Source organism: Bacillus cereus group sp. N12 (assembly GCF_016483575.1).
Lineage (GTDB): Bacteria > Bacillota > Bacilli > Bacillales > Bacillaceae_G > Bacillus_A > Bacillus_A toyonensis.
Map to the genome: position 1 here is coordinate 63,012 of NZ_JAEHBO010000010.1, position 24,932 is coordinate 87,943.

Genomic DNA, 24,932 nt, shown 5'->3' on the forward strand with positions numbered 1-24,932 from the left:
ACTTATATACACCAACAGATAAAAATATAATAAAAATCATATTTCATATAATTCTAATTATCATAATCTATCATTATTCATAATAAAAAAAGTCACTACTTATCTATTTTTATATAAGTAGTGAGCTTTTTTATTATGAAATTTTAATTTATTTACTAAATAGATAACTCCAAAATGATTTCTTACAAAATATTATTACGTTCATTGTTTTCCTTCAGATATTCTTTAATCTGTTGTATTTGCTCCGGATCACGTATTGGTTGAACGCAATTCATTATTCAATACCTCCCGTTTCTTCTGTCTCGTAAACTTCTAATCCAAGTGCAAAAGCAAGTTTATAAAATGCTTTAGACTTCCAACGTCGATAAGTACGCTCAGACATCCCTATTTCGTTATAAACCCTGTAATCACATACGTCCTCTTCTTCTAAATAACGTTTATAAATAATATCTCTTTGAATGCTTCCTGCACGTCCGTTCCCTAATCGATTTAGAAACTGATCAATACGTACTGACATTCTTTCAAGCCACTCTTCTCGTTTGCTTTGTTGAATATTTGCTATAGCAACATCTTCTAATGGCTTACCAACTGTATGTGTAGGACTGTGCTCACGTATTTCATAAGAAGGAGTGACTTTCATTTCTTTACGCATCATCCCAAATTGTCTATGTATACGTACACTTTCCAACACACCTTCTAACTTCTCTTGCGTTGCTGATCTATCGATTTTTGGTAAGAAAGATAATTGTTTAGTCATATAAGACCACTCCTTTTTATTTTTTAATTATTTTTGTCTTAACGCACCACGTCTGCGCTCATAACAAGGTCTATGCATCCCCATTAAATCCTCAATTTCACGAGTACTAAATTTCGCTTTTCTTTTTTCTTGTTTTTCTTCTTTGCTTGTTTTGATTGCTTTTTCCATTCACGTAGCTGATTTCTTAGCACCTTCATTTTCCCATCACCCTTTTCAAAATAAAGAGGACACCTTATTCCTAAAACAGCTTTAATGGCTGCTTTAATGAATTGGTGTCCTCTAGTTTTCTAGCCGGACTGTATTTGTTTTTCGTTCACTTAAAATACCAGCTTGTATAAAAATATTACTCATATCTTTTTCCGTTGTAGGTAACAAACCTGACTCCCTTTATTTCCACATCTTTTTCAAGCTCTTTTATACTACCTGTAACATGTATAACGTGTTTTATTGTTTCCATACTTCCACTTCTTTATCTAATTAACGACCTGTCCACATATCTTGTACAATTCCATTTTCAAATAATTCATATGGGAAATAACAATATCCTTTATCTCCCCAGTCTTCTCCCCAGCTGTTTCGAATAATAACAGTTTTCTTATTATCATCATATCCAGCAGCACAAACAGCATGTCCTGCCTGTTGACCATCTTCAACAATTACATCATCTGTTCCTGATACCGGAACTATACCAGTCTTTTTAACTTCTTCTGACATAAAAGATTTTGGCACAGCAAATCCAAGTACAACAACTAATCCATGGACAAGTGCAGCCTTTAATCCCGATAAATCTTGAATACGATGGTATGTTCCAATTTTATAAAGCGCTGCATCTGATTCAGCCTTTGGTGATGGCTTATTTCTAAAATTCTCAGTATAAGGAAAATCCTCTTCAGGACATACCCCAATTTTTTTAAGAACATCCATACCATCACGAACATTCGCTCCGCTATCTTCCTGAATATGTCCTTCTATTTCTCGCTCATGATAATATAAAAACAAACGAGATAAGCAAGTAAATGGACGACCTGATTGTAATAATAGGTATTCTCTTAAGCCTGAAACAATTGCATTTGCCGTACAAGAACCTATATTCCATTGGTTTACTATACCTGACATTTTAGGACGAAGATCGACTTGCGTTGGCAAATCCGCCTCATTACTAAACAAGTAACTCCGAAATATTTTGTCTCTTAAATCAACAGGGTCTTTTCTTACATTAAGGTACTTTACAATATCTTTGTTACTGGTAAAACTGAAATTTGATTCATTTGAGCTCATTGCAAAAATCCATCCTTTCTTTATATCTAGATGATTCATTTCTTTTCTATACTTAACTTAAAAATTAAAATTATACCTTTTTAATTTTAATTTCATTTGCATTAACTACATCCAAATTTTTAATTAATTATCTTTTTAATTATTAATTTCTATTTTCAATTTATCTCACAACCACTTGAACTCTATATCTTTTTTCTTCCTTGTTTGTTTCGATTACTTTTTCCATTCACTTAATTGATCTCTTAACACATTCATTTCCCCATCTCCCTTTTCAAAATAAAAAGGACACCTATTCCTAAAACAGCTTTAATTGCTGCTTTAATGAATTGGTGTCCTCTAGTTTTCTAGCCGGACGATATTCATTTCAAAGGATTATTTTATAAAAATATTAACTAGCAAAATAATTAATATTACTAAGCTATTACTCCAATCGTTCTATTTAATTTATACATATATTAATAGTAATTTGAGAAAAGGAGGTGTTTTTATATGGCTGAGCATACAAAATGTGTTTGCGAACAATTAGAAAGATTACAGTTAGGTACAGAAGTAGATGTCTTCCTTACAGGAACAACACTAGAGGATCTTATTTTTACTAACTTTAATCCAGATAATTTTTGTGTAACATTTGTGGATAACACAACAGAACCTGGCTCTATAATTGTTTTGGACTGTCGTGATATTCAAGCGCTTAGAATTGAAGCTGAGTAGAGTAAAGATGGGGCTTTGAAAAAAGCCCTATTTCACACAGCATATTTCAATATAAATTATAAAATAGAGGAGCCGGAAAAATGTCAGTTTTCATCAACTATGCTATTAATCCCAAAGTATTTAATCCTATTCTAACATCTCTTCCAAATAACCGACCTTCTTTTATCCCAACCCGAAAAGAGAGTTTTAAAGATATTTGCTATCTTTTAGAAACATTTTACTTAGGGAAAAAAATAAAACAACTTTTAGTTAATGGCACAGTATTAAAAGCTTCTATATTTGTAGGATTCCATAATAAATCATGTCTTGCTACATTTATAGGTGAAAACGGAGATATCACTGTAGTTAACTGCGAGCGTATTGATGCGATTCTACTCTAGTTGTAAATTTACATTTAAATAAATAATGATTATTTTCAAGATACACGTTAGTTCTTACACATAATACCAATAACTGTTACCATAAAAAAACTTGGTCCGAAGTGCACTTATATACAGTACCTTTTTTATTTGATCGAATAAGTCTCCAGATTCCGTCAATACTGTAGACAACCCATTAAGTTACTTTCTCCTTGTTCCCCCTTGGAGAACCGAGCAGTTAGTTTTTGCTAGCTGCTCTTTGTTTGTAAAAACGCACTCAATTGACTGGATACACATATAATATTTTGTGTTCCTCTCTTTATAAAATGAAGTAGTCTTTACAAAATGGATTTCGGCAAGAGAGCACTTTATTAAGTGCTCTTTTTTGGTTTTAAACTAATACAAAATGAAATTTTTATATTAATCTTCATCTAGCGCGGTAACAGTTAAATAAATACAAGCTTTCTGTCTACCGGCCACTCTTTTCCTATAAACTGGTGTTTTATAAAAGAGGATTGTCTTGGGAAGTACACCCAAATGTTGAGCACACTCCTGTACAGTTGCAATACATATTAGCGATTCACCCTTATAAATGGCGTACTCCGTTAACTCTATTATCCAACTCCCCTTCGCTCTAAAATTTAAGATCATTTTCACTTCCACATAATATTTTAAATTCTGCTTATACTATAGCTGTAACTTAAAGTTACATATCATTTACTTGTAGGGCCTAATTTTCCTTTATACAACAAGTAGTTAGCCAATTAGGCTGACTGCTTTGTTGTACAAAATGAAGTTTTAATTTAGTTTTCTTTCCTGCATAATATTTTGATATTCGTTTATAATATAGATGTAACTTTTTGTTAAAACATATATCTGTATCCAGTGAACTTCTAAAATTGTACAATAGAGCAGTTAGCTACTTCAGCTAGCTGCTCTGTTGTGCAAAATAAAGTTTTTATTTCTCAACAAGCATTATTGGAATTAAAATCCCAATAATGCTAATATAAAAGGTACTTTCAGTCATAATTTATAACATGTCAAGTGTTGTTCCCTTTTAAAAAGTCCTGTGTCAATCAGGGCCTTTTAAACTTGTCCTTTACTAAAATAGCGTTTTTATTAAAAACTTCTCACATTTAAACCGGACAAGCATATGTTATTCTATCGAGGCTTTCCATTCATAGCATTCTACCTTTCTTATTTGAGAGCACGCTTATATGTGTGCTCTTTTTATTTAAGATAAAATAAGGATTTTGTTTAAAAACCGCACATTTATTAAGAACATACATAAAATATCATGTGGTATTCTTTTTTAATATTAGTTTTGGTTAAAGGGCGCCTTAAAAAGCGCTCTTTATATTTGTTAATAAATAACCATTTTTCTCAAACACACTCACGGTTTGTATAAGCCAATCATATATTTACATAGACAAGACATAGCTTTTTATTATACATGCGCAATTTTTGTGCATGTTTTTTCTTTAATAAAATAACTATTTTGTTTAATTTTTAACATACAACCGCTTGTCCATGTCACTTTGCTCAACTCCTACATTTACTATTAGTAATACAATTTTTTTAGAGGTGAATTATATTGGACGAGTTTTTATCTTCTGCTGCATTAAACCAGGGTTCGATTGGACCAACACTCCCACCTATGCAACCTTTTCAATTCCCTACAGGTCCCACTGGTTCAACAGGTGCTACTGGTGCCACTGGGCCGACCGGCGATACTGGGCCTACTGGCGATACTGGACCTACTGGTAATACTGGACCACCTGGCATTGTTTCAGTTACATTTAACCAAAGTCATATTCCTGCAACTAGCCCAACTAACCTCGTATTACCAGCTATTAGTGTAGGCGTTAATCAAATAGTAAAGTTAGAAGGAGTTTTCAGATCTGATTATGTTTCCCTAAGTCCCCTTACAGAATTTACTGTATCTTCAATTCTCGCTCTAAAAAGAGGCGTCTTTACTATTGCGGTTCAGATGGAGCTTCAAGAAGATATTCAAAAACCAGTAAATGTTTCAACAAATTTAACACACTACGTTTCAATAGTCTGGATAGATACCCCTCCCCCTGGTACTTATGTATACAGTCTATCTCTGAATGCCACGGGAATTGGTACATCCACTAACACTATTAGTGAAAGAAACATAACTGCTACAGTAATAAACATTTAAAGTGTAATTTCCGGTCTATAAATCGTAATATAAAGTAAAACAAAAGCAGCTTGTAGAAACAAAGCACCTTATTCCATGTTCTCAATTTTGAATACTAGAGCAGTGCATTTTATACAAACAGTTACGTAGTTTTGTTACGTTTCAAAATTAATCAATAGTAAAAAAATAGATTATTAAATTTGTTAATCCCAATAAATAGCATTTAAAGTTGCGCTCACTTCCACCATTCATACTGACTTTCACATATTTCATATCAAGTATGAGAATCAGCAGAAAATCAGATATAACAGCAAAAGATCGTAAAGATGCGGGGAGAAAAGCATTAAAATCGGCAGTTGTTAAAGGTTGGATAAATGTAGGTAAATGGGGATTCTTTGGTGACATGGTTGCATTTATGGACAGATATTATACAGACTATAAGAATTACAATCTTAAAAAGAAAAGAGAAAGAAGGGCTGATAGCAGCTCTTCTTTTTGGTTCTGGTGCAATAAATCTACTTACGAAAGTCAAAGATTGCGTCAAGGGTATTGAACATAAAAAACATTCAATTTTTGATTTGAAATAAAGTCACAATGTTTATAAAAGGTTGGATAAATTATTTCTCTAAATTAAAAGATGCTACGTCTGTTTTGATTTATCTCTTTTATAAAATTGTATAACGCTTTACAAAGTAGATTCCTTTTTTCTCTTATCAATATTCATATGTTACAATAGTACCAGTAGTATCAGTGGTACCATTAAAACCATTAAAACAATTAGAACAACCACCACAACCGCCACAGCCACCACAGCCACCACAACCAAAACAACCAAAGCAACCAATACAACGGAATCCACCACAACGGAATCCACCACCACCACAACGACCGCAACCGCCACAGCGACGAGCAGCATCTTCAAAATAGTAGTATGGATATTGGTTTTGCTGGTCCCAATACACAATATTTCCAGACTGGTAATCATTAAGGCTTAACGCTTGTAGTTCTTGTTGAAACTTATTCATTTTCATGACCTCCGTTTATAAGCTTTAACTTCATCGATGCTTTCCTATATTTCTGTTCGTTAAATCTAAGTAGAAATAGCGGTATAAACTAAGTTCAATGCGTACACCTTTAAAATATGACCTATCACTAGACAATGCACCTTGTTCATATACCTATTTTTACTATGGGCTCATTTTTATAAATAGAAATTATAAAATGTGAATTCTTGCGTCATATCTTCATGCTTACTAAGTTCACTTCATTTCTCAATAACCATCATGCCGTATCCTATGTATTCCCGTATGCCGCTTAAATTTTTCTGTACTGTAAATGCCTCTCGTTATAACACTTTCATATACTTTCTTAGTCCGTCGTAGCGTCAAAACACCTACTAGTGACAGGACTCAATGACGGTTAAGAAATTCCTACAAAAAAAGCCCTGATTAGGGCTTTTCATTCTACTTTTCCAGCAAGCTCTCCATGAAATTGCTAATTGAAGAAAATTGAAAAAAAGACGCACTTAGATTGATACGTCTTTTTTGCGATACCCCTTTTTTGAAATCATATAAAGAGGTATTATCCATACATATGTATAACAATACCTCTACTCTTTATCCAATTACATCTTTTACTTCTGTATTCACTGGCCACTTCTCTAAAGTGTAAGCCATTTCCCAAAATGAATATTCATATTGACTACTAATAATGAAATGCTGTTTCATACGCTTCCGATCAGACTCTGTCACTTGTTCAGCGATAGTATCTAATCGTGTAATTTGCTCTTCAACTAAAGTACGGAACCAATCAGATCCATAAGCAGAAATCCACTCTTTATAAATCGGCTCTTCTGGCTGACATTCTTTTAAACGTTCACCAATTTCATAATATAGCCAGTAGCAAGGTAAAATTGCTGCGATAATATCCCCTAAATGCCCTTCATACGCCGCACGGTACATATGTGAAGTATACGCATATGCAGTTGGGGCAGGGATAAAATGACCTTTTTCTTCTTCCGTAATTCCCAATTTCTTTGCGAAATTCTCATGTAATGATAATTCTGCCTCGTATGTATTTTGAGCATGGTGTGCCATGCGAGCTGTCGTTTCTAATTCAAGAGCCTTTGCAGCTCCTAAAGTTTGTACTCTAGCAAAATGACTTAAATAATATGAATCTTGAAGTACGTAATAACGAAAACTTGCCAAATCTAACGTACCTTCACCAAGTTTTTTTACAAAAGGATGATGAAAACTTGCCTCCCAAATAGAATCTACTTCTTTACGTAATGTTTGTGAAAAAGTCATTTAAATTCCTCCAATAATGTATAAAATATATGCATTTATCCACAGTTATTAAATCTGTAAAACAAAAAAACTTTCTTTACAGGCGTAAAGAAAGTGAAATAGACAATATTAATGTATTCTTTAAATATAATCGTCTTCCCACTTCCCTACGCTGGTATTAACCAGATCAGGTACTAAGAGTCTCAAAATTATGTTTGATCTCAGCCTACAAAAGGCCCCCCTAGTGGATAAATATTTAGTTGTCGTATTGTAATTATCATAGCATACTTCGTGGAACTATCAAAAGTTTTAATTCTATAATTATCTTAAAAACCTTCTTCTTTCCTCACTCTTAATGAAGTTTCAATTATCATATCTAATAGTTTACTATAATTAATCCCCGCGGCATCTGCACTTTTTGGCAGTAAACTTGATTGGGTCATCCCTGGTAATGTATTAACCTCCATTACATATGGAATTCCGTCCTTCACCATCATATCAACCCTTGCATAAACACTACATTTTAATGCTTTATAACAAGCCAATGACGCTTTATTTACACGCTCCTTAATTTCAGTTGGAAGTTCAATAACTTCTTCAATTGTACTAACATCATCGTATTTTGCATTGTAGTCGAAAAACTCAGCTGCATGTCGAATTGAAACGATAGGTAACTGTTTACCATCAAAAATTGAACATGTAATCTCGTCACCCTTTATATACTTCTCAATTACTACTTCAGAATCCCATTCGAATACAGTTTCCAGCATTGAGATCAATTCATTTTTATCATTGACGATCTTTACGCCAACACTCGAGCCGCCAGAGTTTGGTTTTACCACTAACGGAAATCCTAACTTATCTAAATCCTCAAGCTTTAGATCTGCCATTTTTGTAAGTTCAATCCAATCTGGTGTTTCTACTCCTTCATAACGCAAAATCTTTTTCGAAATATTTTTATCCATACATATACCGCTAGATAACATATTGCTGCCACTATATGGAATACCTAAACTCTCAAGCGTCCCTTGAACCGTACCATCTTCTCCGTATTTTCCGTGTAATGCTAGCAATGCAAAATCAATGTCTTTCGCCTTTTCAATTAAATCCATTTTTTCATTTAACGTAATTGGAACGATTTCATACTTATTTTTATCTAAATGTGCAATCATTTCATTTCCAGTCATAATTGATACTTGTTTTTCAGAGGATACTCCTCCCATAATAACGCCAATTCTCATTTTCTCAACTCCAAGTTTCATTTTTTAAAGTTTCACCAATTATTTGAATCCCACTAACTATTTCTTTCTCCTTCAAACGTGAAAAACCTAAGCGGAATGTATTCGCTCCCCCTCCATCAGAATAAAAAACATCTCCAGGAGAAAACGTTACACCTTTCTCATAACACTTTTGTAAAAGTGTGCGAGCGTGAATTTTCTCTTCCAACTCTATAAACAAATGAAGTCCGCCATCTCCAGTCATCCTTTTAAACGGAATGTACTGATTGCAAGCCCCAACGGCTAACTCATATTTTTTCTTGTAAACAGATCTTGCCTTTTTTAAATATTTTTCAAAATATCCTTCATGTAAATATTGAAACAAAACAGCTTGATCTAACGTAGATGTGTGAATGGTTCTTGCTCTTTTAACACTTTCTAAATAATGAATCAGTTCTTTATCGGCAATAATCCAACCTACACGTAAACCAGGGAAAAGTACCTTCGAAAAGCTACTAATATAAATCACATTATTACCAGCCCCAGCAAAAGTTAATAGTGGCGATAAATGTGAACCTGAATAACGTAATTCTTCATTAAATCCGTCCTCTATAATAGGAACCTTATATTTCGAAAATAACCTCATCAATTCCGTTCTTTTCTCCGAACTTGTAACAATACCAGTTGGATTATGATAAGAAGGAATTAAATACGCAAAATCAAAATCCTTTTCACGTAAACTTTTTTCTACTTGAGTCGTATCAATACCATCATCATTCATATCTATCCCATGAACTTCAAGTCCATGTAAGCGAAAAAGTTTCAATGCAGCATGGTGAGTTGGATTCTCACAAATCACACGCCCTGATTTTTTCGCTAAGGAAGATAGTACAATATCTAATCCTTCTGTAAATCCATTTGTAATTAAAATATCTTTGTTCGAAATATCTACACCTTTCATTTCCATGTAATGAAGTAGATATTTCATTAACGGTCGGTAACCTTTTGCATATCCGTAGTTCAATACGATATCCCCTTCAATGGACATACGAGTAAGAAAAGCTCTTTTGAAATTTTCAACATCAAATAGCTTTTCGTCCGGGGCTATACTATTAAAAACAACCATTCCTTTTTCCCAGCGAACTCCATGCTTCATTAAGTCTAATTCATCCGCTAATGTGGTAACTGTATTCAGTTTATTTTTCCAATCTATTTCAACAGACGAGGTGTTAGATATATCCACCTTCGCAACGAAATTCCCTTTTCCTTTTACTGCATAAATGAGTCCTTCTTGTTCTAAATCCGCATAAGCAGAGAGTACTGTATTTCTGCTCACTGATAATAATTCACTCAGTTCCCTTGTTGATGGGATCTTTTGATCACCGAGCAAATGCCCTTTCATAATCATCTTTTTAAAATAATCCTTTAATTGAATATAAACGGGACGATCTTTTACAACTTTAAAATCTTTAAACAATTTCTTACCCCCTGCAATTATTTTTGCATATTTATTTCATTCTCAAAAGGTCCACTACATATGTATTTTTTATTAACAGCGGTACGGTCTTATAAAGTGAAACTTTAATCCGTGGGAATTTTATTCATCCCCCACCGATTTTTAGCCCGAATCGGACATATATGGGCAAAAAGGCTCCCACCTAACTTTTTTTCTCCATCCGAATTTTGAAGGTGTGAGTTTTACTTCTATAAATCTCTACGATATAAGTTAATTACATCTTTTAAAGCAGCTGCTGCGGCTCCGCGTGGATTAGAAGCTCCACCAATTGTAGTAACTTGTCCCATTGTATCTGTAAAGAATGTTATTCCTTTTTCAGTTCCATTTACTTTTGCTAGTGGATGGTCTTTTTCTATTTCAAGCGGTTCTACATTAAGATTCACTTTACCATCCATATCCTTATATGCTGAAGCTATTAATTTAATATAATTGTTTTGTTCCTTAGCATGTCGAATTTGTTGTTTTGTAACATTTTCGATTCCTTTTATATGCATATCAGTAAGCATATTCTCAACACCCATCAAGCTGTTTGCCAAAAGTAATAATTTACACGCACTATCCGAACCACTTACATCTAATATTGGGTTCGTCTCAGCAATTCCTTTATTTTGCGCTTCTTTCAGTGCTTCTTCAAACGTAACATCTTCTTCATACATTTTTGTAAGAATATAATTAGTTGTCCCGTTTAATATTCCTTCTATTTTTTCAATATTGCAGCCAGCCAAACTAAATTGTCCAATATCTAATGTCGGTAGTGCTGCAGCAGTTGCGCCACTATAGCGAATTCGTACATTCGCTTCTTTTGCTGCTGCCTTTATTTCTCTCCAGTTAGTAACGAGTGCACCTTTTGAAATTGCAACAATATCCATATGTTTCTCAATCGCTTGTTTTATATATTTTTTTCCCGGATTTCCATCTTTAAGATTTGTAACTGTTGATTCTACCAATACAGTACCACTTATCCCACTTGTTGCACGGTCTTTCGGGTGATGTTCTATATACTTTTCAATTGATGCAGTACCGCTACCATACATTAATAAATGATGAATAGACAAACCTTCCTCATTATGTATTGCAATATTTCTACCTAATACGCCACTTACAACTAAATGGATTCCATATGTTTCGTATATATATAAATATTTTTCGTTTACCAATTTTATAAACTCTCTTCCTACTGTCCCGTATCCTGATAAAACAACTTGTATTTTCATAATATCCCCCCATATTTTTCTTCCATATCCCTCTTTCAATATAATATAAAGCGCTCCCGAATTCCATCGAGAGCGCTTTATTATTAACTATTGCGGTAACCGTGATAACTTTTCTGCAACTGTTCTATAAAACTCTTGAATATTAGAAAAACCTAACGTGTCTGAAACGCTTAGTCCTACCATATCTAAATGATCCCAATTTTCTTTCGTTTCAATATGATTCCATTTTCCAACCTGTAAAAACTCATTATGATTTACAGCAATACTAGTTGAAGGCGCAATCATAGAATTTGTATTTACTACACCGTCATTTTGCCACCAAGATGTATCAATTAATGGGCGATTTTCTTCAAATCTTGCATAGGAACCTAAGAAAAATGCATTCCCCATTAACACTTTGTTCATTGTAATATGAGGTAGTTGTAAACCGGTTATAGGTGCTGCTTGTGATGCATGTCCACTATACGATAAGTAATACACATCCGATTGCGTCTTTACCCAACTATTTAACTCCCTTGCTCCATCAGTACTTAAATCCCATTGACTAATATCTTTTGTATTTTCCCAAATTGAACTATTTAAAATCCGATCAGTATATTGGAAGAAGGACTCTCCAGCGTTTTTTTTCATACCCCATTGGTCCAATTTAAAATCATATAATGATAAATTATTGTTTCCTCCTAAACTCGCAGCTGTAATGAGTAAATCTTTAACGAACGGCAATAGAAGACTTCCGTCCGCGAGTGTTGTGCCATTATGAGGAGTTGCTAAAGTTGTAACACTATGAACATACGATTTACCGCCTTCAAATAGTGGTGATATCTTTGCGTTCGGATGATTTTTCACATAGTCTTTTTCTTCATAACTGCCTTCTTTTAATAACTGCACTAATGTTCTTGTCGTTTGTCCACCCATGCTATGCCCAACTAAATGAACTTTATTTGTTTCACTCCAATTCGGTGCAAATCCACTATAAGTTCTACCAAAACGATTATGTCCATGTTTCTCAGCGTGTGCCGCACCATAGTCTACAATTCCACCGTTAATTTGTGCATATAATTCACATGCACGGTCCCAGTTACTAGAAACAGGACCAACAGCAGCCGTATGTACTGTATAACCATTTCTTTTTAAATCTTCCTGTATATCATGAACACCACCCCAATATTTTACCCCTAACATTTCTTCCCTACCCCATCCAGCAAATCCATTCACTAAAATGATAGGATAATTATTTTGTTGCCTCTCTTCAGCGTAAGTTGTTTTCGCTATGAATGAACAAACAGTCACTAATGTGAAAAAACATACTTTTAAAAATAACTTCCCCATACTTTCTCCCCCTAATTAAACGCTTTCATTTTTCCATAAAAAATATTGACACATTCAGTTTTTAACTTACACATAATGTAAAGTATTTTATATACGTTGTATATATAGAAAACATACACAAATGTTGATAAATATTAATTCAAGTAAACATTTGCTTTTCACAATATAACTTGTAAATCTGATTATTTGAATTTATAATTGAATGTAGTTTCCTCATGTTACGTGGATTTAAAAATCATAAGAAAACTAATTTTATTGCTTGAAAAGGAGGAAAAAGCATGCAAATCGGATCAAACATTCATACATTAGCTCAACCTACTAAAATAACTCCATCTAACCTTGAGCATAATACTATCTCTTCTACTAAACTTGAAGGTAAGAAAGCAAATGATCCTATCAAGTTCGATATTCGTTCATCTGAAAAAGAAATGAAACAGCCTGAGCATAAATTTAACGAATTAGATTTATGGAAGATGCTAAAGGATAAAGGTGTTCCAATATGGATCATCCTTGAAATGCTACAAAAGTCTCGTAAAGAAAAAGAAGCTCAAAGTAATCCGGTTCAAAACACAAATGTGATCGAGGAAACAAACGAGACTCGATTAAATGAAGTAATGTAATCTAAATGACATATAACTAAAAAGAGTTCGAGGTTGATATAGTTTCTATCAACCTCGAACTCTTTTTTAAGTTTTTTCTCCAATCGTTACAAACTGAAAAGATACTTCTCCTTCCAAACCTTTAATTAGCTTTTTTACTTTGACATTTTCATTAACCATTGTATTATCTGTCGACATTTTAGGTCTTTCGTCACCTAGAGATTTCTTTAATTGAAGAAGATGTATTTTCGTTTCATTTGCTTTTATTTCCTTATATACGCTATTTTTTGCTACGATCACATACGATTGCGTTGGATATTTACGATTGTTACCTATCCAAGCGTCACTATCGTATGTTACAGGAATCTCTTTTCCTTCTATTTTAATACTTTTCATAGTCTTTTCGTCTTCACTTGTAAACAGTAACGATCCCTCTTTTGGGAATTTCGGTAACGTATCTATAATATAATCGGAGTCATTATCTCGTTTACGAAAAACTTTTTCTTTAATCAATGCTTGTGCTGTAGATTCATTTATAATTAATACATGTCCATTTCCAACTTCACTTTTTTTCACAGAAAACACTTCATTTTCTTTCGTAATTTCCTGATAACGATTAATAATTGGTAAAATATTATTATCATCTCCAATAATTAATACACCGTTTGCAGGAAATGCGTTGTCCTTTTTAGAGCATGCACTAAAGCTTATTAAAATTATTATAGTTAACATAAAAATAGTTAAAATTCTTTTCATCACAGTTCCTTTCATAATTCATATCATTTTTTACATGCTTTTCTGTAATTTTATTAGTTAATATCCTCTATTGCTCCATAGTCTTATAAAGCTTTTGTAGGTAACGCCAACGAGTGATAAAGAAATATAAAACTTGTATACATATAAATGAAATTAAAATAACGATTGAGCTATTTAAAATAGAAAAACTGACTAATTGTTGCAGTGCCGTATACGCAACTACAGTATGAATCACCGCAACAACAATCGGTAAGAAGAACATTAATACTAACTGTCTCGTTACAACTTTTTTTAACTCTCGTTTACTTAATCCCATTTTCGAAATCATTTTATATTGTTGTTGATCACGGTCCAAATCAGTATATAATCGGAAATAAATAAAACTAGCAGCAAATGTAAAGAAAACGATTCCGACTAAAACACTTGCCATAAGTAATAAACCATTCTTTTGCTTTGCCTCCAACAAGTTTAATGTTAAAGCTTCAAAGTAGAAATCTCTGTCCCTAAGATCTTTATCGAGTATACTCTTTAATTGATTTGAAATCTCTTTCGTTTTTATCCAATCATCTACAACAAATCCATAAGTACGATGTTGAATATTTTCATCTTTTGGATTACTCGTCAGAGGAATTTCATCATACACATGATCTTGAACAGCAATATAAATACTACTAGAGTCATGTGGTAAAACTAAATCCCCCACAGTTTTTTTCACACGAAATGTCTTTGTCCAATCACCTTGAATAACTTCAATATTTTTTTTATAGTCACCATTTTTAAATTCTTGTTTTTGTGACACCCTCCCAGGAATTAGTAAAATTTCATCTTCTTTTTCAATTGTTTCTTGTTGGTACCCTAGTGCTCTCGTAAGTTCGTTATATTCACTTAATTTCAATACATTTACGTTACTTTCTGTAAATTTACTTGAAGATGAAGCCATTCGGTACGGAATATTTGCATCAGAGAGATGTTTTTTTATAATAGAGAGATGTTTATCTACTAATTTGTTGTTTTCAGAGCTTTCATACAGAAATGTATATGGGTTTGTCATCCACACTAAATTCCTATTACCAAGAGCGGCTGTTGTACCTATTGCTGTAAATGCAACTGCTGAAATAATAGATACTATAAAAAACATCGTTGCATTATCTTTCATACGGTAAATCAATTCTGAAAATGTTAATATATTTGTTCTCTTTAAAAAGAAAGATTCTCTCCTTTTAGCAAGATACAATATATACACGCTACACTGTGTATATAAAAAGTACGTTCCAATAATGACTAGAAGTACACCTATTCCGAGCGTAATAAAATTAATACTTGGGATAAAGCGAAATACTGAAATATATCCATAGCCTATACTAATTAAAGAAAGTAGCGATAATAAAATGGAAAATTTCGGTTCAGGCTTTGGCTTTTCCTCTGCTTGAATAAGTTCCACAAGTCCCGTTACTTTTATCATTTTAAAAGTAACAAGCGAAACGATTAAAAATAAGAAAAGAAATGTGATGACTGTTAATAGTACGGCCTTCACTGGTATATAAAAAGGTAAGCCATTACTAATCATTAATACACTTGCACTAATCAATAATACTAGTTTAGAAAATATGAGACCGATGAAAATACCTATACAAATTGACCCAAGTCCAATTAACATATTTTCAATTAATAATAATTTCTTTAGCTGCCTCATTGACATACCTTGCATCATTAAAATGCCAAATTCTTTCTTACGCGTTTTTAAAAACGAACTTACTGAATATAGAATAAAGAAAAATGAAAAAACAAATATCAAGCCTTGCGAAACTGTAAATCCTAATGTACCAAATGCACTTATTGTTGCACTTGTCGATTTCAACTCCCCTTGTAAATCAGGATGAAATAACAAAAGGGCATACGTAAAGAAAATCATAATAGAAAATGTACAACTTAAAAAATGAGCAGCATATGTACGCTTATTACGAAAAATATTATTAAACGCGAACTGACGAAAAGTCATGCCTTTTCCCTCCTAACAAAGAAAGGACATCCATAATCTTTTGATAAAAGGCTTGCCTGCTTTCACCACAATAAATTTCATTATATAATTGACCATCTTTAATAAATATAACTCTGCTGCAAAAGCTCGCTGCATACGGATCATGTGTAACTAACATCATCGTTGCTTTTTCTTCTTTATTAAGAGTATCTAGCATCTCCATTACATCATTTGAAGATTTAGAGTCTAAATTCCCTGTTGGTTCATCTGCAAGTAATAATTGTGGTTTATGAACGATAGCACGAGCGATTGCAGTTCTTTGAGCTTGCCCCCCTGATATTTCAAACGTTCTTTTACTCAATATATCTGCAATATTTAATTTCTCTGCAATATCTTCCACTCGTTTGTTCATTTCTTGTACAGATACACCATCTAGTGTCATCGGCAATACAATGTTTTCTTTCACTGTAAGTGTGCTAAGTAAATTAAATGATTGAAAAACAAATCCTAATTGTTTCCTACGAAATAAAGCTAAACTGTCTGATGATAACTGAAAAGGATTTGTACCATTTATTAATATTTCTCCCGATGTAGGAGAATCAATAGTAGATACCATATTTAATAATGTTGTTTTCCCGCTACCTGATGGTCCCATAATTCCTACAAATTCACCTTCTTGAATTGATAAATCAATATCTACCAATGCTTTAAAAGGTATTTTCCCTTTATATACTTTACTAATACTTTTTGCATGTAAAATTTCCATTTATATTCTCCCTTCATTTCCACTGCTCACTATAAAGTGTAAATGAATTGTCTTATAGCACATATTGATTCATCTTTCATTTATCTTACACGCTTGTAAGATTTCTAAAAAAACTGATAACAAATCTATTTCCAATATATAATCAACGTATATCTATCTTATAATATTTGTATAGTGGTATGGAATACAATGCTTCTTACTTCTAGTCGCTGAAACACCTTGTATTATTTATTAGCAACATGCAATATATTATAAAGAATAACTATACAACTTATCATATAGTACGAAAAAAAGCTCAGAGTTTTAGCTCTAAGCTTTTTTACTGATTTCATATGCAATATAGCTCCCTTCAAAGAGCTATATTTTTTATCCACTCTGATTTACTCAATACATAATGATTAAATAGTCGATTTTCTATCGTCTGTTGGCTCATATAAATAAATCCGCATTTTTCAATAACTTTATTTGATGGTACATTTTTAATTAAAGCAATTGCGTTGAGGACATTTACATTTGTTTTTTTAAACAAATAGTCAATTAAGCCTTTATTCGCTTTTGTAGCATAGCCATTATTTTGATATTCACTTGAGATAGCATACATTATCTCTCTGTTTGGTGAAGGGAGTTCTTCTTTAATACCTGTGCAGCACCATCCAATGAATTCATTTGTAGCTTGCTTAAATATTCCTAGCTTTAACATATGATTATCTATGTTATTCGTAGTTTTCACTGCCTCAAGAAATGCTTTATTTGCTGGTATTTCATCATTGATAATCCAATTAACCCTCTGTTCTTTTGTTGATTTCCAGTCTGGCAAAAATTTTTCTATTTCCGGTTGATTCGATATTTTATAAATACTCTCAGCATCTTTCATAGTAAACTCTTGTAGATATATATTTCCACAGTCTATTCTAAATAACTTAGTTGAACTCTCTGCTCCCATGTTAATCCCCCTAAATAATTATAGCGCCTTAATCTGTTTCGTAAGTTCTATAAATCGTTCATCAAGTTCTTTATATTCTTTATCATTAGAAGTTAAAAAGCTTAATTTTCCTAATACTTCTTGTCTCTCTGTTTCTAACGTTAAACGTAACTCTTCAATTTCATCTCTTGTTTTAGGAGGTTCTTCTAGCTGTTTTTGTATCGTATGATTTGAAAACACGAGTTTTGTGTTAGTTGTTTTCTCTAGAAAATATCGATCGTGAGAAACGATAACTAGTGTTCCATTATACTCCGCTAATGTATTTTCAAGCTGTTCACGTGAAGGCAGATCAAGGTGATTTGTCGGTTCATCTAAAATGAGTACGTCTTTTTCATCTAAAATATAAGCCATTAACTTACATTTCACTCGTTCTCCCATGCTCATATGTTCAATCGGCTCTTTCCATTGAGAAGCTTGGAACCCTAAATGTTTCATTAAATTTTGGACTTTCCCTCTTTCTTCAAATGAATCTTTAAAAAATAAATCTTCTGGCGTTTTATCAAGTGGTAAATCAAATACTTCTTGTGTTAAATAACCGATATTTGCAGATGGTGAAACCCATACTTCTCCTTCCACAGTTTCCGTTCCCATAATCATCTTTAGTAATGTTGTTTTCCCACTACCGTTTGGTCCAACAATCGCAACCTTCTCACCGTGCTGAATTGTAAAATTAACGTTTTCAAATAATATTTTTCCATGAAAGTCTTTTTTTAATTGTTTTACTTCTAAAAAGCGTTTTCCTACTTTTTTACTCGCTTGAATAGAGAACTCAACTGCGTACTCCTCTTTCACACGTTCTACTTTCGTTTTCTCTAGCTCTTTTTCGAGACGTTTTCGTTTTGACTTAACTTGCGCATCCATTCGCTTCGCTTTTACACGATAAAATTCTTTAACACCTTCTTGTTTTGTAGACTGTGCGTGTGCCTTTTGTGACCATGAACTTAATTCTTTTATATGTGTTTCTACTTGTTCAATCTTTTTTTGCTGCTTTTCATATTCACGTTGTTGCGTCAGTCTTTTTTGCTCACGTGCTTTCATATAACTCGTATAATTACCGCTATGCTCAATTAATTTTTTATCCTCAATTGACCATATTTTTGTTGCGACAACATCTAAAAAATATCGATCATGCGATACAACGATTACTGTACCTTTCATATTTTTTATTTGTTTAATGAGAAATTCCGTACTCATCTCATCTAAATGATTTGTCGGTTCGTCTAATATTAAGACATTAGGATTTTCCGCAAATCCTTTTGCTAAGCGAACTTTCAGCTTTTCACCACCACTTAAAGTATGAAAATCGTTCGTTGGCACGCCCCATTTTGCAAGAAGCTCTGCTTCTTTTGCAATCACATCCTTACTAATAAAAGATTCTATTTCTTGTTCAACATATGCTGTTGTCATATTCATTTGCTGCCACTCAACAATTCCTTTTGATGGCTCAATCTTCCCATTTATTAATTGAAGTAACGTTGATTTACCAGCACCATTTTTACCAATTAATCCGATTACATCCCCTTGTTTTACTACTACATTCATTTTTTCTAACAAAGTATTTTCCTTTATATCAACATACACATCATTTAATTTTAAAAGCTCTTTCATATTACCGATCCCTTTCATAAAGGGAGAACAAAAAAATCCTCCCAAAGTAATTTTGGCAGGATTAGTCATTACATTATTTATACCCAAATAAGCTATTACGCAAATCAAATAGCAATACCTTTGAATGGAATTGGGCAGACTAATCCTATTTTTTACAAATTGAAATTTATTTAATTTCAACATTTAAAAATAAGATTAGTTAATCATCGTCCACCCATCATTCCTTTCCGTCGTTAGTAACCATATTGTACCATAATAGTACTGTATGAGTAAATGTAATTATATGTGCTTTTAAAAAGATTGCTTTCTTTAAAGGTCTATTTATCAATTCTAAACTTCATATTGAACAAGCATACACCACATTTGTTGTGCTACTTGCTTTAGATTCCCCTAGTAATAAAATTCTAAACATCCCCCTCTTATATAATTTTTATATAAATTCATCATAAATCATATATTATACATACTAAATTTCAGTTCTTATAATAAAGGTATCATTTTTAAGGGGGGATTCTACAATGGAATTTAGCAAACTCGGAAACAGTGGGTTAACAGTAAGTAAGATTGCATACGGGAACTGGATAAACCATGGCGGAAAGGTAAATGAAGATACTGCAAATAATTGTGTGAAAACCGCACTAGATGTCGGAATTACAACGTTTGATACTGCTGATGTTTATTCGGACACGATAGCCGAAGAAGTACTAGGCCGGTCTTTAAAAGGCATACGGAGAGAAAGTATAGAACTATGTACAAAAGTATGTCATCCGACCGGACCTGGAAAAAATGATCGTGGATTGTCGCGAAAACATATTATTGAAAATTGTAATGCATCATTAAAACGGTTGCAGACAGACTACATTGATGTCTATTATGCACATAGATTTGATACAACAACTCCCCTTGAAGAAACGATGTTAGCTTTTGCTGATCTTGTAAGACAAGGTAAAGTCCTTTACTTAGGCATAAGTGAGTGGACATCAGAACAAATCACCCGCGGTGCAACACTTGCACGAGAATTAAGCATTCCACTTATCGCTAGCCAACCTCAATATTCGATGTTGTGGCGAGTTATTGAAACTGATGTAATACCAACATGTCAACGTGAGGGACTTGGTCAAGTTGTTTGGTCTCCCCTTGTACAAGGTATTCTCACAGGAAAATATCAACCTGGTAAACCATTGCCGAATCAATCACGTGCTAACTCTGATGCTAGTAAACCATTTTTCCAAAAACTCGTGCAACGCTGGATGAGCGATGATGTACTCAATGCAATTCAGAAACTTAATCCCATCGCGCAAGAAACTAATCTTACCTTACCTCAACTTGCAGTTGCTTGGGTATTACAAAATCCAGCTGTTTCCTCTGCAATTATTGGTGCATCAAATCCAGAGCAAATAAGAGAAAACGTAATTGCTTCTAGTGTTAAATTACAACCTGAAATTATGGATCAAATTGATGGTGTACTAAAAGATTTCATTGAGTATGATCCGAGCAAAACAGGTTAAAACACCTTTTTGTTCTACCTATAAAGAAGCTTTCCTTTTCAAATCTACACTGCCCATCCTATACAAATGGGTTATTTTCTTTTACATTCACATTGTGAAGTTGTATAAACCTCTCTAACAACAGTTAAAAAGTTCTCTAACACAACAGACTGTTCATCTAGTCTCCATCCAGCATATAAATTTATTTTTGGGGTATTTTATTGAATTTCTTTATATATAACTCCCGTTTTTTATAACTTTCCACTGATGACGGAACGACAGAAATCCCCATTCCTGCTGCAACTAAATTCACAATCGTTTGCATTTGAATCGCTTCTTGAACAATATTTAAACTTACTCCATGTTCCCAAAAGTAACTAATAATTACATCATAAAAGTTTGTACCAAAATGACGTGGAAATAAAATAAATGGTTCATCCACTAATGATTTAATTGGAATGTTACGTAACATAACGAAAGGGTGATCTTCATACAAAACCAATTTTAAATATTCTACAGAACAAACTTCGGAAGTTAAAATTTCATTATTCTGCTTGGAACGAATAAATCCAAGATGAATTTGTTTTTCATAGAGCGCTTTGATTTGTTGATCAGTTGTCATTTCGCGTAATATAAGTTGAATTTTAGGAAACCGTTCTCGAAATTTTTTTAATACATTTATAACGGTTTCTGTAGAATCGACAAACCCAATTATTAAATGGCCTATCTTCCCTTCATCCGCAAGCTGTGTTTCTTTAATCGTTCTATCTACTTGAAGCAACGTTTGCCGTGCACCTTCTAAAAATATTTTTCCAGCATCGGTAAGTTCAACCATTCTTTTCGTTCGATGAAAAAGTTGAACTCCTAATTCTTCTTCTAATTTACGAATTTCTTGACTTAAAGGCGGTTGTGCCATCATAAGACGTTCTGCTGCACGACTAAAGTTTAATTCTTCTGCCACCGTTATAAAATATCTCATTTTCCGAATATCCATTGCAATCCCCCTAACATTCACAACTAGTAAAAAATCCCTTCTTCAAATAAATTGTAAATAAAAACAGGAGGAAACTATATCAATCCCTTTTCTTTTTTATCATAAATCATTTCATTGTAAATACGAGATGAAAATCATTAAAAATTCTAAATTACAAGTATAACAGTGAATTTTATCCTCAAGAGCATGCTTATGATAAGTTGAATTATGTGTTTTCAGCAATTTTATTACTTGCATATATTATTTCATTTACCATTTTGGTTGAGTAACTAGTTTTGATATTTTATTCACCTAATTATAAAAAAAAAGGACGGTTCGTTATTCAATATTTTTTTATTGTTTTTCGATAAAATTTAATTGATTATTTTTCCTTAATAAGCTATTATAAGTTTACAGAAAATATTAAAGTAAGGATTGAATTTATGGAAAAGACATTAAAAATCATAAAATCAAATATGTTTTTAAGAAGTTTTCTCATCCCGATTATAGTAGGGATTATTGTTGGTATACTAACTAAATTGGGCCAAGGTATACTTCCAGGAAATTGGAATTCATTAGCTAACCTAGGAAGTGTTTGGTTAGTTCCATCCTTTTTTGTGGCTAGTCTTAGTTATTCTAAGCGTACAGCTATGCTTTCCGGTATACTTGCGCTGCTAGGTATGGTTTTAGGCTATTATGGTTATGCAATAATTATTAAAAATGTAGCTCACTCTATTTATTTTATATCTGTATGGATTGTATGTGCATGTATAGGAGGAACCATCTTCGGAATTGCAGGTTTTCTATGGAAGGATACTACAAATCCACTTCATAAATTCGGAAGCGCACTTATAAGTGGAGTTTTTGTAACGGATGGACTTCACATTCTTTTAAATTTTGAAGACTATAGTCACATGTTACCTGTTGGATATACCGAAGTCATAGTTGGGATTATCTTGATTCTTGTATTAGAACGCTCTAATGCTAATCGAATTTCTTCTTTCTTAATGATGATTCCTATCACTATTTTAGGATTAATTGGATATAAATTATTAAGTTTGTTTACTTAATTACAATTCATAAAGCTAGCTCTTTCAAAGGGGTAGCTTTTTTCTTACAAAAAATTATCTATCAATTAATTTATTATTAAATCCTTCTAATTTAATAGTCGTATTTATTATCGTTTCATTTAATCGCTATAAAATAAGGCTAAAAAACTTATCTTCAAAATTCTTTAGCCTAAATCACTTATTTACACATTAAAAAATATAATTCGTACAACGGTACCTTTACCAACTTCTGAATGAATTTCTACACGATGCCCTAATTGTTTCGTAATTTCATATACAAGATATAACCCCATTCCAGTTGATTCTTTAAAATCTCTACCATTTTCTCCTGTAAAGAACGGTTTAAATACTCTTGGTAAATCTTGCTTCGGTATCCCGACGCCACTATCGGCTATTTCAAGTACAACAGTATTACCTTCCTTACATGCTTTCACTTTAATCTTTTCTCTACTACCTGATGAGTATTTAATCGCATTCGATATAATTTGTCCTATTAAAAATTGCAACCATTTCGCATCACTTTCTACAGTAATACCTTTATCAATTTCAAGCTCTGGATATACAAAATTCCGGATAAAGAAGCGTTTATGTTCATGCACGGAATCATTTACTACTTTATGTAGTTGGGCTCTTTCTACATAAAAATCTTGTATAAATGCTTCTAAACGCGCGACATATAATGCCATCTCTAATCCCTTTTTCAAGCGATCTGTTTCCTCATTAATACTTTCAAAACGCGAATCCACTTCATCCTGTGTAATTAATTCTATTACAGATAGAGGTGTTTTCATTTGATGAATCCACTGATTCATAAAGGTTAAATGATCATTATTTTTTCTTTCTTGTAATTGCAGTTGATTTTGATAATGACGATATTGTGCATCAAGCAAATCTTGGAGAGCAGTAGATACAACTACAAAATCAGATTTTTGAACGGATTCATCCAAAGATTGCAATGGATTGGCTAAACGCTCATAAAAAGAACGATGTGTAAAATAACGAAATATTAAGTAGCTTACCATAAAAAAAGCACCTAAAAACATTGCATATAATGCTGTTGTAATATGATTATGTCCATCAAACCAATATACAAGGAATATGGCTAGTAGTTGGAGCACTGTAAAACAAATAAGTGGTATATGGTCACGTATAAACAGCCTTATCATTTTTCCACACCATTTTCCCAAGTAATATGCAACCTATATCCAACACTACGAATTGTTTCAATCGCATCCTCAATATGTAATGTTTTTAACTTTTTACGCACACGTGTTGTATTTACACTTAATGTATTATCATCAACATAAGATTCACTATCCCATAACTTATTAAGCAACACTTCTCTACTCACAACACGCGGATAATTTTTCATTAACATTTCTAATAAAATGGCTTCGTTTCTCGTTATATCAATCTCTTGATTCCGCAACTTCAATACAAGCCTTTCGGGATATAAACTAAGTCCTTGTTGCTCAACCATTCGTTCTTCTAGTTTCGGTGCATAATCACCGTAAGCACGTCTTAAATGGCTACGAATTTTTGCCATTACAACTTCATAATGAAAAGGCTTCGGAATAAAATCATCGCCACCATTTTCTAACGCCATAACCTGATCCATCGTACCTTCACGGGCCGAGATAAATAAAATTGGACATGTGGAAACTCCACGAATTTGACGACACCAATAGTAACCGTCAAAGCTTGGTAAATTAATATCTAATAAAACTAACTCTGGTTGTTCTTCTAAAAATATGTCTAACACATTTTGAAAATCCGATATTACAATTCCTTGGTAACCGTATTTCGCAACATAAGTTGATAATAGCTCCGCAATTTTCATATCATCTTCAACAATCATAATTTTGACCATTCTTAAACTCCTT

The 24,932-nt window shown here is 32.8% G+C and carries 25 protein-coding genes, 2 pseudogenes and 1 riboswitch; of the genes and pseudogenes, 7 read left to right on the forward strand and 20 right to left on the reverse strand.

Features of this window, described 5'->3' with window-relative positions:
- Window positions 1–185: 185 nt before the first annotated feature.
- The 5 genes and pseudogenes from JDS92_RS08060 to JDS92_RS08080 all read right to left on the reverse strand — a co-directional run.
- A pseudogene (locus tag JDS92_RS08060) lies at window positions 186–275 on the reverse strand (site-specific integrase); the annotation flags it as partial.
- Window positions 275–757, reverse strand: a complete 483-nt coding sequence (locus JDS92_RS08065; RefSeq protein WP_098711601.1) for an ArpU family phage packaging/lysis transcriptional regulator — start codon at window positions 755–757, stop codon at window positions 275–277. The pseudogene JDS92_RS08060 and the gene JDS92_RS08065, both read right to left, overlap by 1 nt.
- A gap of 27 nt (window positions 758–784) precedes the next feature.
- Complete coding sequence (locus JDS92_RS08070; RefSeq protein ID WP_199631806.1) at window positions 785–925, reverse strand: hypothetical protein; 141 nt, start codon at window positions 923–925, stop codon at window positions 785–787.
- 175 nt (window positions 926–1,100) lie between these two features.
- Window positions 1,101–1,214, reverse strand: a complete 114-nt coding sequence (locus JDS92_RS08075; protein WP_000447744.1) for a hypothetical protein — start codon at window positions 1,212–1,214, stop codon at window positions 1,101–1,103.
- 20 nt (window positions 1,215–1,234) lie between these two features.
- Window positions 1,235–2,035: a C1 family peptidase gene (locus tag JDS92_RS08080; RefSeq protein WP_000097508.1), complete on the reverse strand. Its 801-nt coding sequence runs from the start codon at window positions 2,033–2,035 to the stop codon at window positions 1,235–1,237.
- A 489-nt stretch (window positions 2,036–2,524) separates the two neighbouring features.
- Between JDS92_RS08080 and JDS92_RS08085 the strand changes: the two genes are divergently transcribed.
- Together JDS92_RS08085 and JDS92_RS08090 are read left to right on the forward strand one after the other, a co-directional pair.
- Window positions 2,525–2,746: a hypothetical protein gene (locus JDS92_RS08085; protein WP_000807684.1), complete on the forward strand. Its 222-nt coding sequence runs from the start codon at window positions 2,525–2,527 to the stop codon at window positions 2,744–2,746.
- Window positions 2,747–2,826: 80 nt separating this feature from the next.
- Window positions 2,827–3,126: a hypothetical protein gene (locus JDS92_RS08090; RefSeq protein ID WP_000110265.1), complete on the forward strand. Its 300-nt coding sequence runs from the start codon at window positions 2,827–2,829 to the stop codon at window positions 3,124–3,126.
- A 399-nt stretch (window positions 3,127–3,525) separates the two neighbouring features.
- On the opposite strand, the gene JDS92_RS30820 is transcribed toward JDS92_RS08090, so the two are convergent.
- On the reverse strand, window positions 3,526–3,720 hold the full coding sequence (locus JDS92_RS30820; RefSeq protein WP_033663288.1) for a hypothetical protein: 195 nt from the start codon (window positions 3,718–3,720) through the stop codon (window positions 3,526–3,528).
- 979 nt (window positions 3,721–4,699) lie between these two features.
- Between JDS92_RS30820 and JDS92_RS08095 the strand changes: the two genes are divergently transcribed.
- Together JDS92_RS08095 and JDS92_RS08100 are read left to right on the forward strand one after the other, a co-directional pair.
- Complete coding sequence (locus JDS92_RS08095) at window positions 4,700–5,290, forward strand: collagen-like triple helix repeat-containing protein (RefSeq protein WP_098911676.1); 591 nt, start codon at window positions 4,700–4,702, stop codon at window positions 5,288–5,290.
- A gap of 377 nt (window positions 5,291–5,667) precedes the next feature.
- On the forward strand, window positions 5,668–5,856 hold the full coding sequence (locus tag JDS92_RS08100) for a hypothetical protein (protein WP_000220051.1): 189 nt from the start codon (window positions 5,668–5,670) through the stop codon (window positions 5,854–5,856).
- Between the two features lie 126 nt (window positions 5,857–5,982).
- Here JDS92_RS08100 and JDS92_RS08105 read toward each other — a convergent pair whose 3' ends face one another.
- The 6 genes from JDS92_RS08105 to JDS92_RS08130 form a co-directional block, all read right to left on the reverse strand.
- The gene (locus JDS92_RS08105) at window positions 5,983–6,300 is read right to left on the reverse strand and encodes a heterocycloanthracin/sonorensin family bacteriocin (RefSeq protein ID WP_199631783.1); all 318 of its coding nucleotides are present in this window, start codon (window positions 6,298–6,300) and stop codon (window positions 5,983–5,985) included.
- A 585-nt stretch (window positions 6,301–6,885) separates the two neighbouring features.
- On the reverse strand, window positions 6,886–7,575 hold the full coding sequence (gene tenA / locus JDS92_RS08110) for a thiaminase II (protein WP_097958571.1): 690 nt from the start codon (window positions 7,573–7,575) through the stop codon (window positions 6,886–6,888).
- A 126-nt stretch (window positions 7,576–7,701) separates the two neighbouring features.
- Window positions 7,702–7,807: riboswitch (TPP riboswitch) on the reverse strand.
- Between the two features lie 73 nt (window positions 7,808–7,880).
- A complete protein-coding gene (ddlB, locus tag JDS92_RS08115) occupies window positions 7,881–8,795 on the reverse strand; it encodes a D-alanine--D-alanine ligase (RefSeq protein WP_097958653.1) in 915 nt (304 codons plus the stop codon).
- Window positions 8,796–8,799: 4 nt separating this feature from the next.
- Window positions 8,800–10,248 carry a MocR-like pyridoxine biosynthesis transcription factor PdxR gene (gene pdxR, locus JDS92_RS08120; protein WP_000471600.1) on the reverse strand — a complete coding sequence of 483 codons (1,449 nt, stop codon included), beginning with the start codon at window positions 10,246–10,248 and terminating at the stop codon, window positions 8,800–8,802.
- 227 nt (window positions 10,249–10,475) lie between these two features.
- Window positions 10,476–11,501 carry a homoserine dehydrogenase gene (locus JDS92_RS08125; RefSeq protein ID WP_087969202.1) on the reverse strand — a complete coding sequence of 342 codons (1,026 nt, stop codon included), beginning with the start codon at window positions 11,499–11,501 and terminating at the stop codon, window positions 10,476–10,478.
- 87 nt (window positions 11,502–11,588) lie between these two features.
- Window positions 11,589–12,830: an esterase/lipase family protein gene (locus JDS92_RS08130; protein WP_097958568.1), complete on the reverse strand. Its 1,242-nt coding sequence runs from the start codon at window positions 12,828–12,830 to the stop codon at window positions 11,589–11,591.
- Window positions 12,831–13,108: 278 nt separating this feature from the next.
- Here JDS92_RS08130 and JDS92_RS08135 point away from each other — a divergent pair, with 278 nt between their 5' ends.
- On the forward strand, window positions 13,109–13,450 hold the full coding sequence (locus JDS92_RS08135; protein ID WP_087969204.1) for a DUF3914 domain-containing protein: 342 nt from the start codon (window positions 13,109–13,111) through the stop codon (window positions 13,448–13,450).
- A gap of 66 nt (window positions 13,451–13,516) precedes the next feature.
- Here JDS92_RS08135 and JDS92_RS08140 read toward each other — a convergent pair whose 3' ends face one another.
- The 5 genes from JDS92_RS08140 to abc-f all read right to left on the reverse strand — a co-directional run bounded on the left by JDS92_RS08140 (window position 13,517) and on the right by abc-f (window position 19,519).
- Entirely contained in the window at window positions 13,517–14,185 is a 669-nt protein-coding gene (locus tag JDS92_RS08140) for a lipoprotein BA_5634 family protein (protein WP_098711605.1), read from the reverse strand.
- Window positions 14,186–14,252: 67 nt separating this feature from the next.
- Window positions 14,253–16,184, reverse strand: a complete 1,932-nt coding sequence (locus tag JDS92_RS08145; RefSeq protein WP_199631784.1) for an ABC transporter permease — start codon at window positions 16,182–16,184, stop codon at window positions 14,253–14,255.
- Window positions 16,159–16,929, reverse strand: a complete 771-nt coding sequence (locus JDS92_RS08150) for an ABC transporter ATP-binding protein (RefSeq protein WP_000404264.1) — start codon at window positions 16,927–16,929, stop codon at window positions 16,159–16,161. The genes JDS92_RS08145 and JDS92_RS08150 overlap by 26 nt, the downstream gene beginning before the upstream one ends.
- Before the next feature lie 349 nt (window positions 16,930–17,278).
- Window positions 17,279–17,872, reverse strand: coding sequence for a GNAT family N-acetyltransferase (locus tag JDS92_RS08155; RefSeq protein WP_199631785.1), 594 nt, complete (start codon window positions 17,870–17,872; stop codon window positions 17,279–17,281).
- A gap of 18 nt (window positions 17,873–17,890) precedes the next feature.
- Window positions 17,891–19,519 (reverse strand): ribosomal protection-like ABC-F family protein, encoded by a 1,629-nt coding sequence (gene abc-f / locus JDS92_RS08160; RefSeq protein WP_097958652.1) that lies wholly within the window; start codon window positions 19,517–19,519, stop codon window positions 17,891–17,893.
- 518 nt (window positions 19,520–20,037) lie between these two features.
- On the opposite strand from abc-f, the gene JDS92_RS08165 reads away from it, so the two are divergent.
- Complete coding sequence (locus tag JDS92_RS08165) at window positions 20,038–21,027, forward strand: aldo/keto reductase family protein (protein ID WP_199631786.1); 990 nt, start codon at window positions 20,038–20,040, stop codon at window positions 21,025–21,027.
- Between the two features lie 71 nt (window positions 21,028–21,098).
- Here the strand turns inward: JDS92_RS08165 and JDS92_RS08170 are convergent.
- Window positions 21,099–22,000, reverse strand: a pseudogene (locus tag JDS92_RS08170) (LysR substrate-binding domain-containing protein).
- Between the two features lie 422 nt (window positions 22,001–22,422).
- Here JDS92_RS08170 and JDS92_RS08175 point away from each other — a divergent pair.
- A complete protein-coding gene (locus tag JDS92_RS08175) occupies window positions 22,423–23,049 on the forward strand; it encodes a DUF6518 family protein (RefSeq protein WP_000416089.1) in 627 nt (208 codons plus the stop codon).
- A gap of 182 nt (window positions 23,050–23,231) precedes the next feature.
- On the opposite strand, the gene JDS92_RS08180 is transcribed toward JDS92_RS08175, so the two are convergent.
- Both JDS92_RS08180 and JDS92_RS08185 read right to left on the reverse strand, forming a co-directional pair.
- Window positions 23,232–24,215: a sensor histidine kinase gene (locus JDS92_RS08180; protein ID WP_199631787.1), complete on the reverse strand. Its 984-nt coding sequence runs from the start codon at window positions 24,213–24,215 to the stop codon at window positions 23,232–23,234.
- Window positions 24,212–24,919, reverse strand: a complete 708-nt coding sequence (locus JDS92_RS08185; protein ID WP_000239006.1) for a response regulator transcription factor — start codon at window positions 24,917–24,919, stop codon at window positions 24,212–24,214. The genes JDS92_RS08180 and JDS92_RS08185 overlap by 4 nt, the downstream gene beginning before the upstream one ends.
- Window positions 24,920–24,932 lie beyond the last annotated feature (13 nt).

Excerpts from the sequence above, each read along its gene's own strand:
- JDS92_RS08065 (WP_098711601.1), bottom strand. The coding sequence starts at position 757 with ATGACTAAACAATTATCTTTCTTACCAAAAATCGATAGATCAGCAACG.
- JDS92_RS08070 (WP_199631806.1), bottom strand. The coding sequence starts at position 925 with ATGGAAAAAGCAATCAAAACAAGCAAAGAAGAAAAACAAGAAAAAAGA.
- JDS92_RS08075 (WP_000447744.1), bottom strand. The coding sequence starts at position 1,214 with ATGGAAACAATAAAACACGTTATACATGTTACAGGTAGTATAAAAGAG.
- JDS92_RS08080 (WP_000097508.1), bottom strand. The coding sequence starts at position 2,035 with ATGAGCTCAAATGAATCAAATTTCAGTTTTACCAGTAACAAAGATATT.
- JDS92_RS08085 (WP_000807684.1), top strand. The coding sequence starts at position 2,525 with ATGGCTGAGCATACAAAATGTGTTTGCGAACAATTAGAAAGATTACAG.
- JDS92_RS08090 (WP_000110265.1), top strand. The coding sequence starts at position 2,827 with ATGTCAGTTTTCATCAACTATGCTATTAATCCCAAAGTATTTAATCCT.
- JDS92_RS08105 (WP_199631783.1), bottom strand. The coding sequence starts at position 6,300 with ATGAAAATGAATAAGTTTCAACAAGAACTACAAGCGTTAAGCCTTAAT.
- tenA (WP_097958571.1), bottom strand. The coding sequence starts at position 7,575 with ATGACTTTTTCACAAACATTACGTAAAGAAGTAGATTCTATTTGGGAG.
- ddlB (WP_097958653.1), bottom strand. The coding sequence starts at position 8,795 with ATGAGAATTGGCGTTATTATGGGAGGAGTATCCTCTGAAAAACAAGTA.
- JDS92_RS08125 (WP_087969202.1), bottom strand. The coding sequence starts at position 11,501 with ATGAAAATACAAGTTGTTTTATCAGGATACGGGACAGTAGGAAGAGAG.
- JDS92_RS08130 (WP_097958568.1), bottom strand. The coding sequence starts at position 12,830 with ATGGGGAAGTTATTTTTAAAAGTATGTTTTTTCACATTAGTGACTGTT.
- JDS92_RS08135 (WP_087969204.1), top strand. The coding sequence starts at position 13,109 with ATGCAAATCGGATCAAACATTCATACATTAGCTCAACCTACTAAAATA.
- JDS92_RS08140 (WP_098711605.1), bottom strand. The coding sequence starts at position 14,185 with ATGAAAAGAATTTTAACTATTTTTATGTTAACTATAATAATTTTAATA.
- JDS92_RS08145 (WP_199631784.1), bottom strand. The coding sequence starts at position 16,184 with ATGACTTTTCGTCAGTTCGCGTTTAATAATATTTTTCGTAATAAGCGT.
- JDS92_RS08150 (WP_000404264.1), bottom strand. The coding sequence starts at position 16,929 with ATGGAAATTTTACATGCAAAAAGTATTAGTAAAGTATATAAAGGGAAA.
- JDS92_RS08155 (WP_199631785.1), bottom strand. The coding sequence starts at position 17,872 with ATGGGAGCAGAGAGTTCAACTAAGTTATTTAGAATAGACTGTGGAAAT.
- abc-f (WP_097958652.1), bottom strand. The coding sequence starts at position 19,519 with ATGAAAGAGCTTTTAAAATTAAATGATGTGTATGTTGATATAAAGGAA.
- JDS92_RS08165 (WP_199631786.1), top strand. The coding sequence starts at position 20,038 with ATGGAATTTAGCAAACTCGGAAACAGTGGGTTAACAGTAAGTAAGATT.
- JDS92_RS08175 (WP_000416089.1), top strand. The coding sequence starts at position 22,423 with ATGGAAAAGACATTAAAAATCATAAAATCAAATATGTTTTTAAGAAGT.
- JDS92_RS08180 (WP_199631787.1), bottom strand. The coding sequence starts at position 24,215 with ATGATAAGGCTGTTTATACGTGACCATATACCACTTATTTGTTTTACA.
- JDS92_RS08185 (WP_000239006.1), bottom strand. The coding sequence starts at position 24,919 with ATGGTCAAAATTATGATTGTTGAAGATGATATGAAAATTGCGGAGCTA.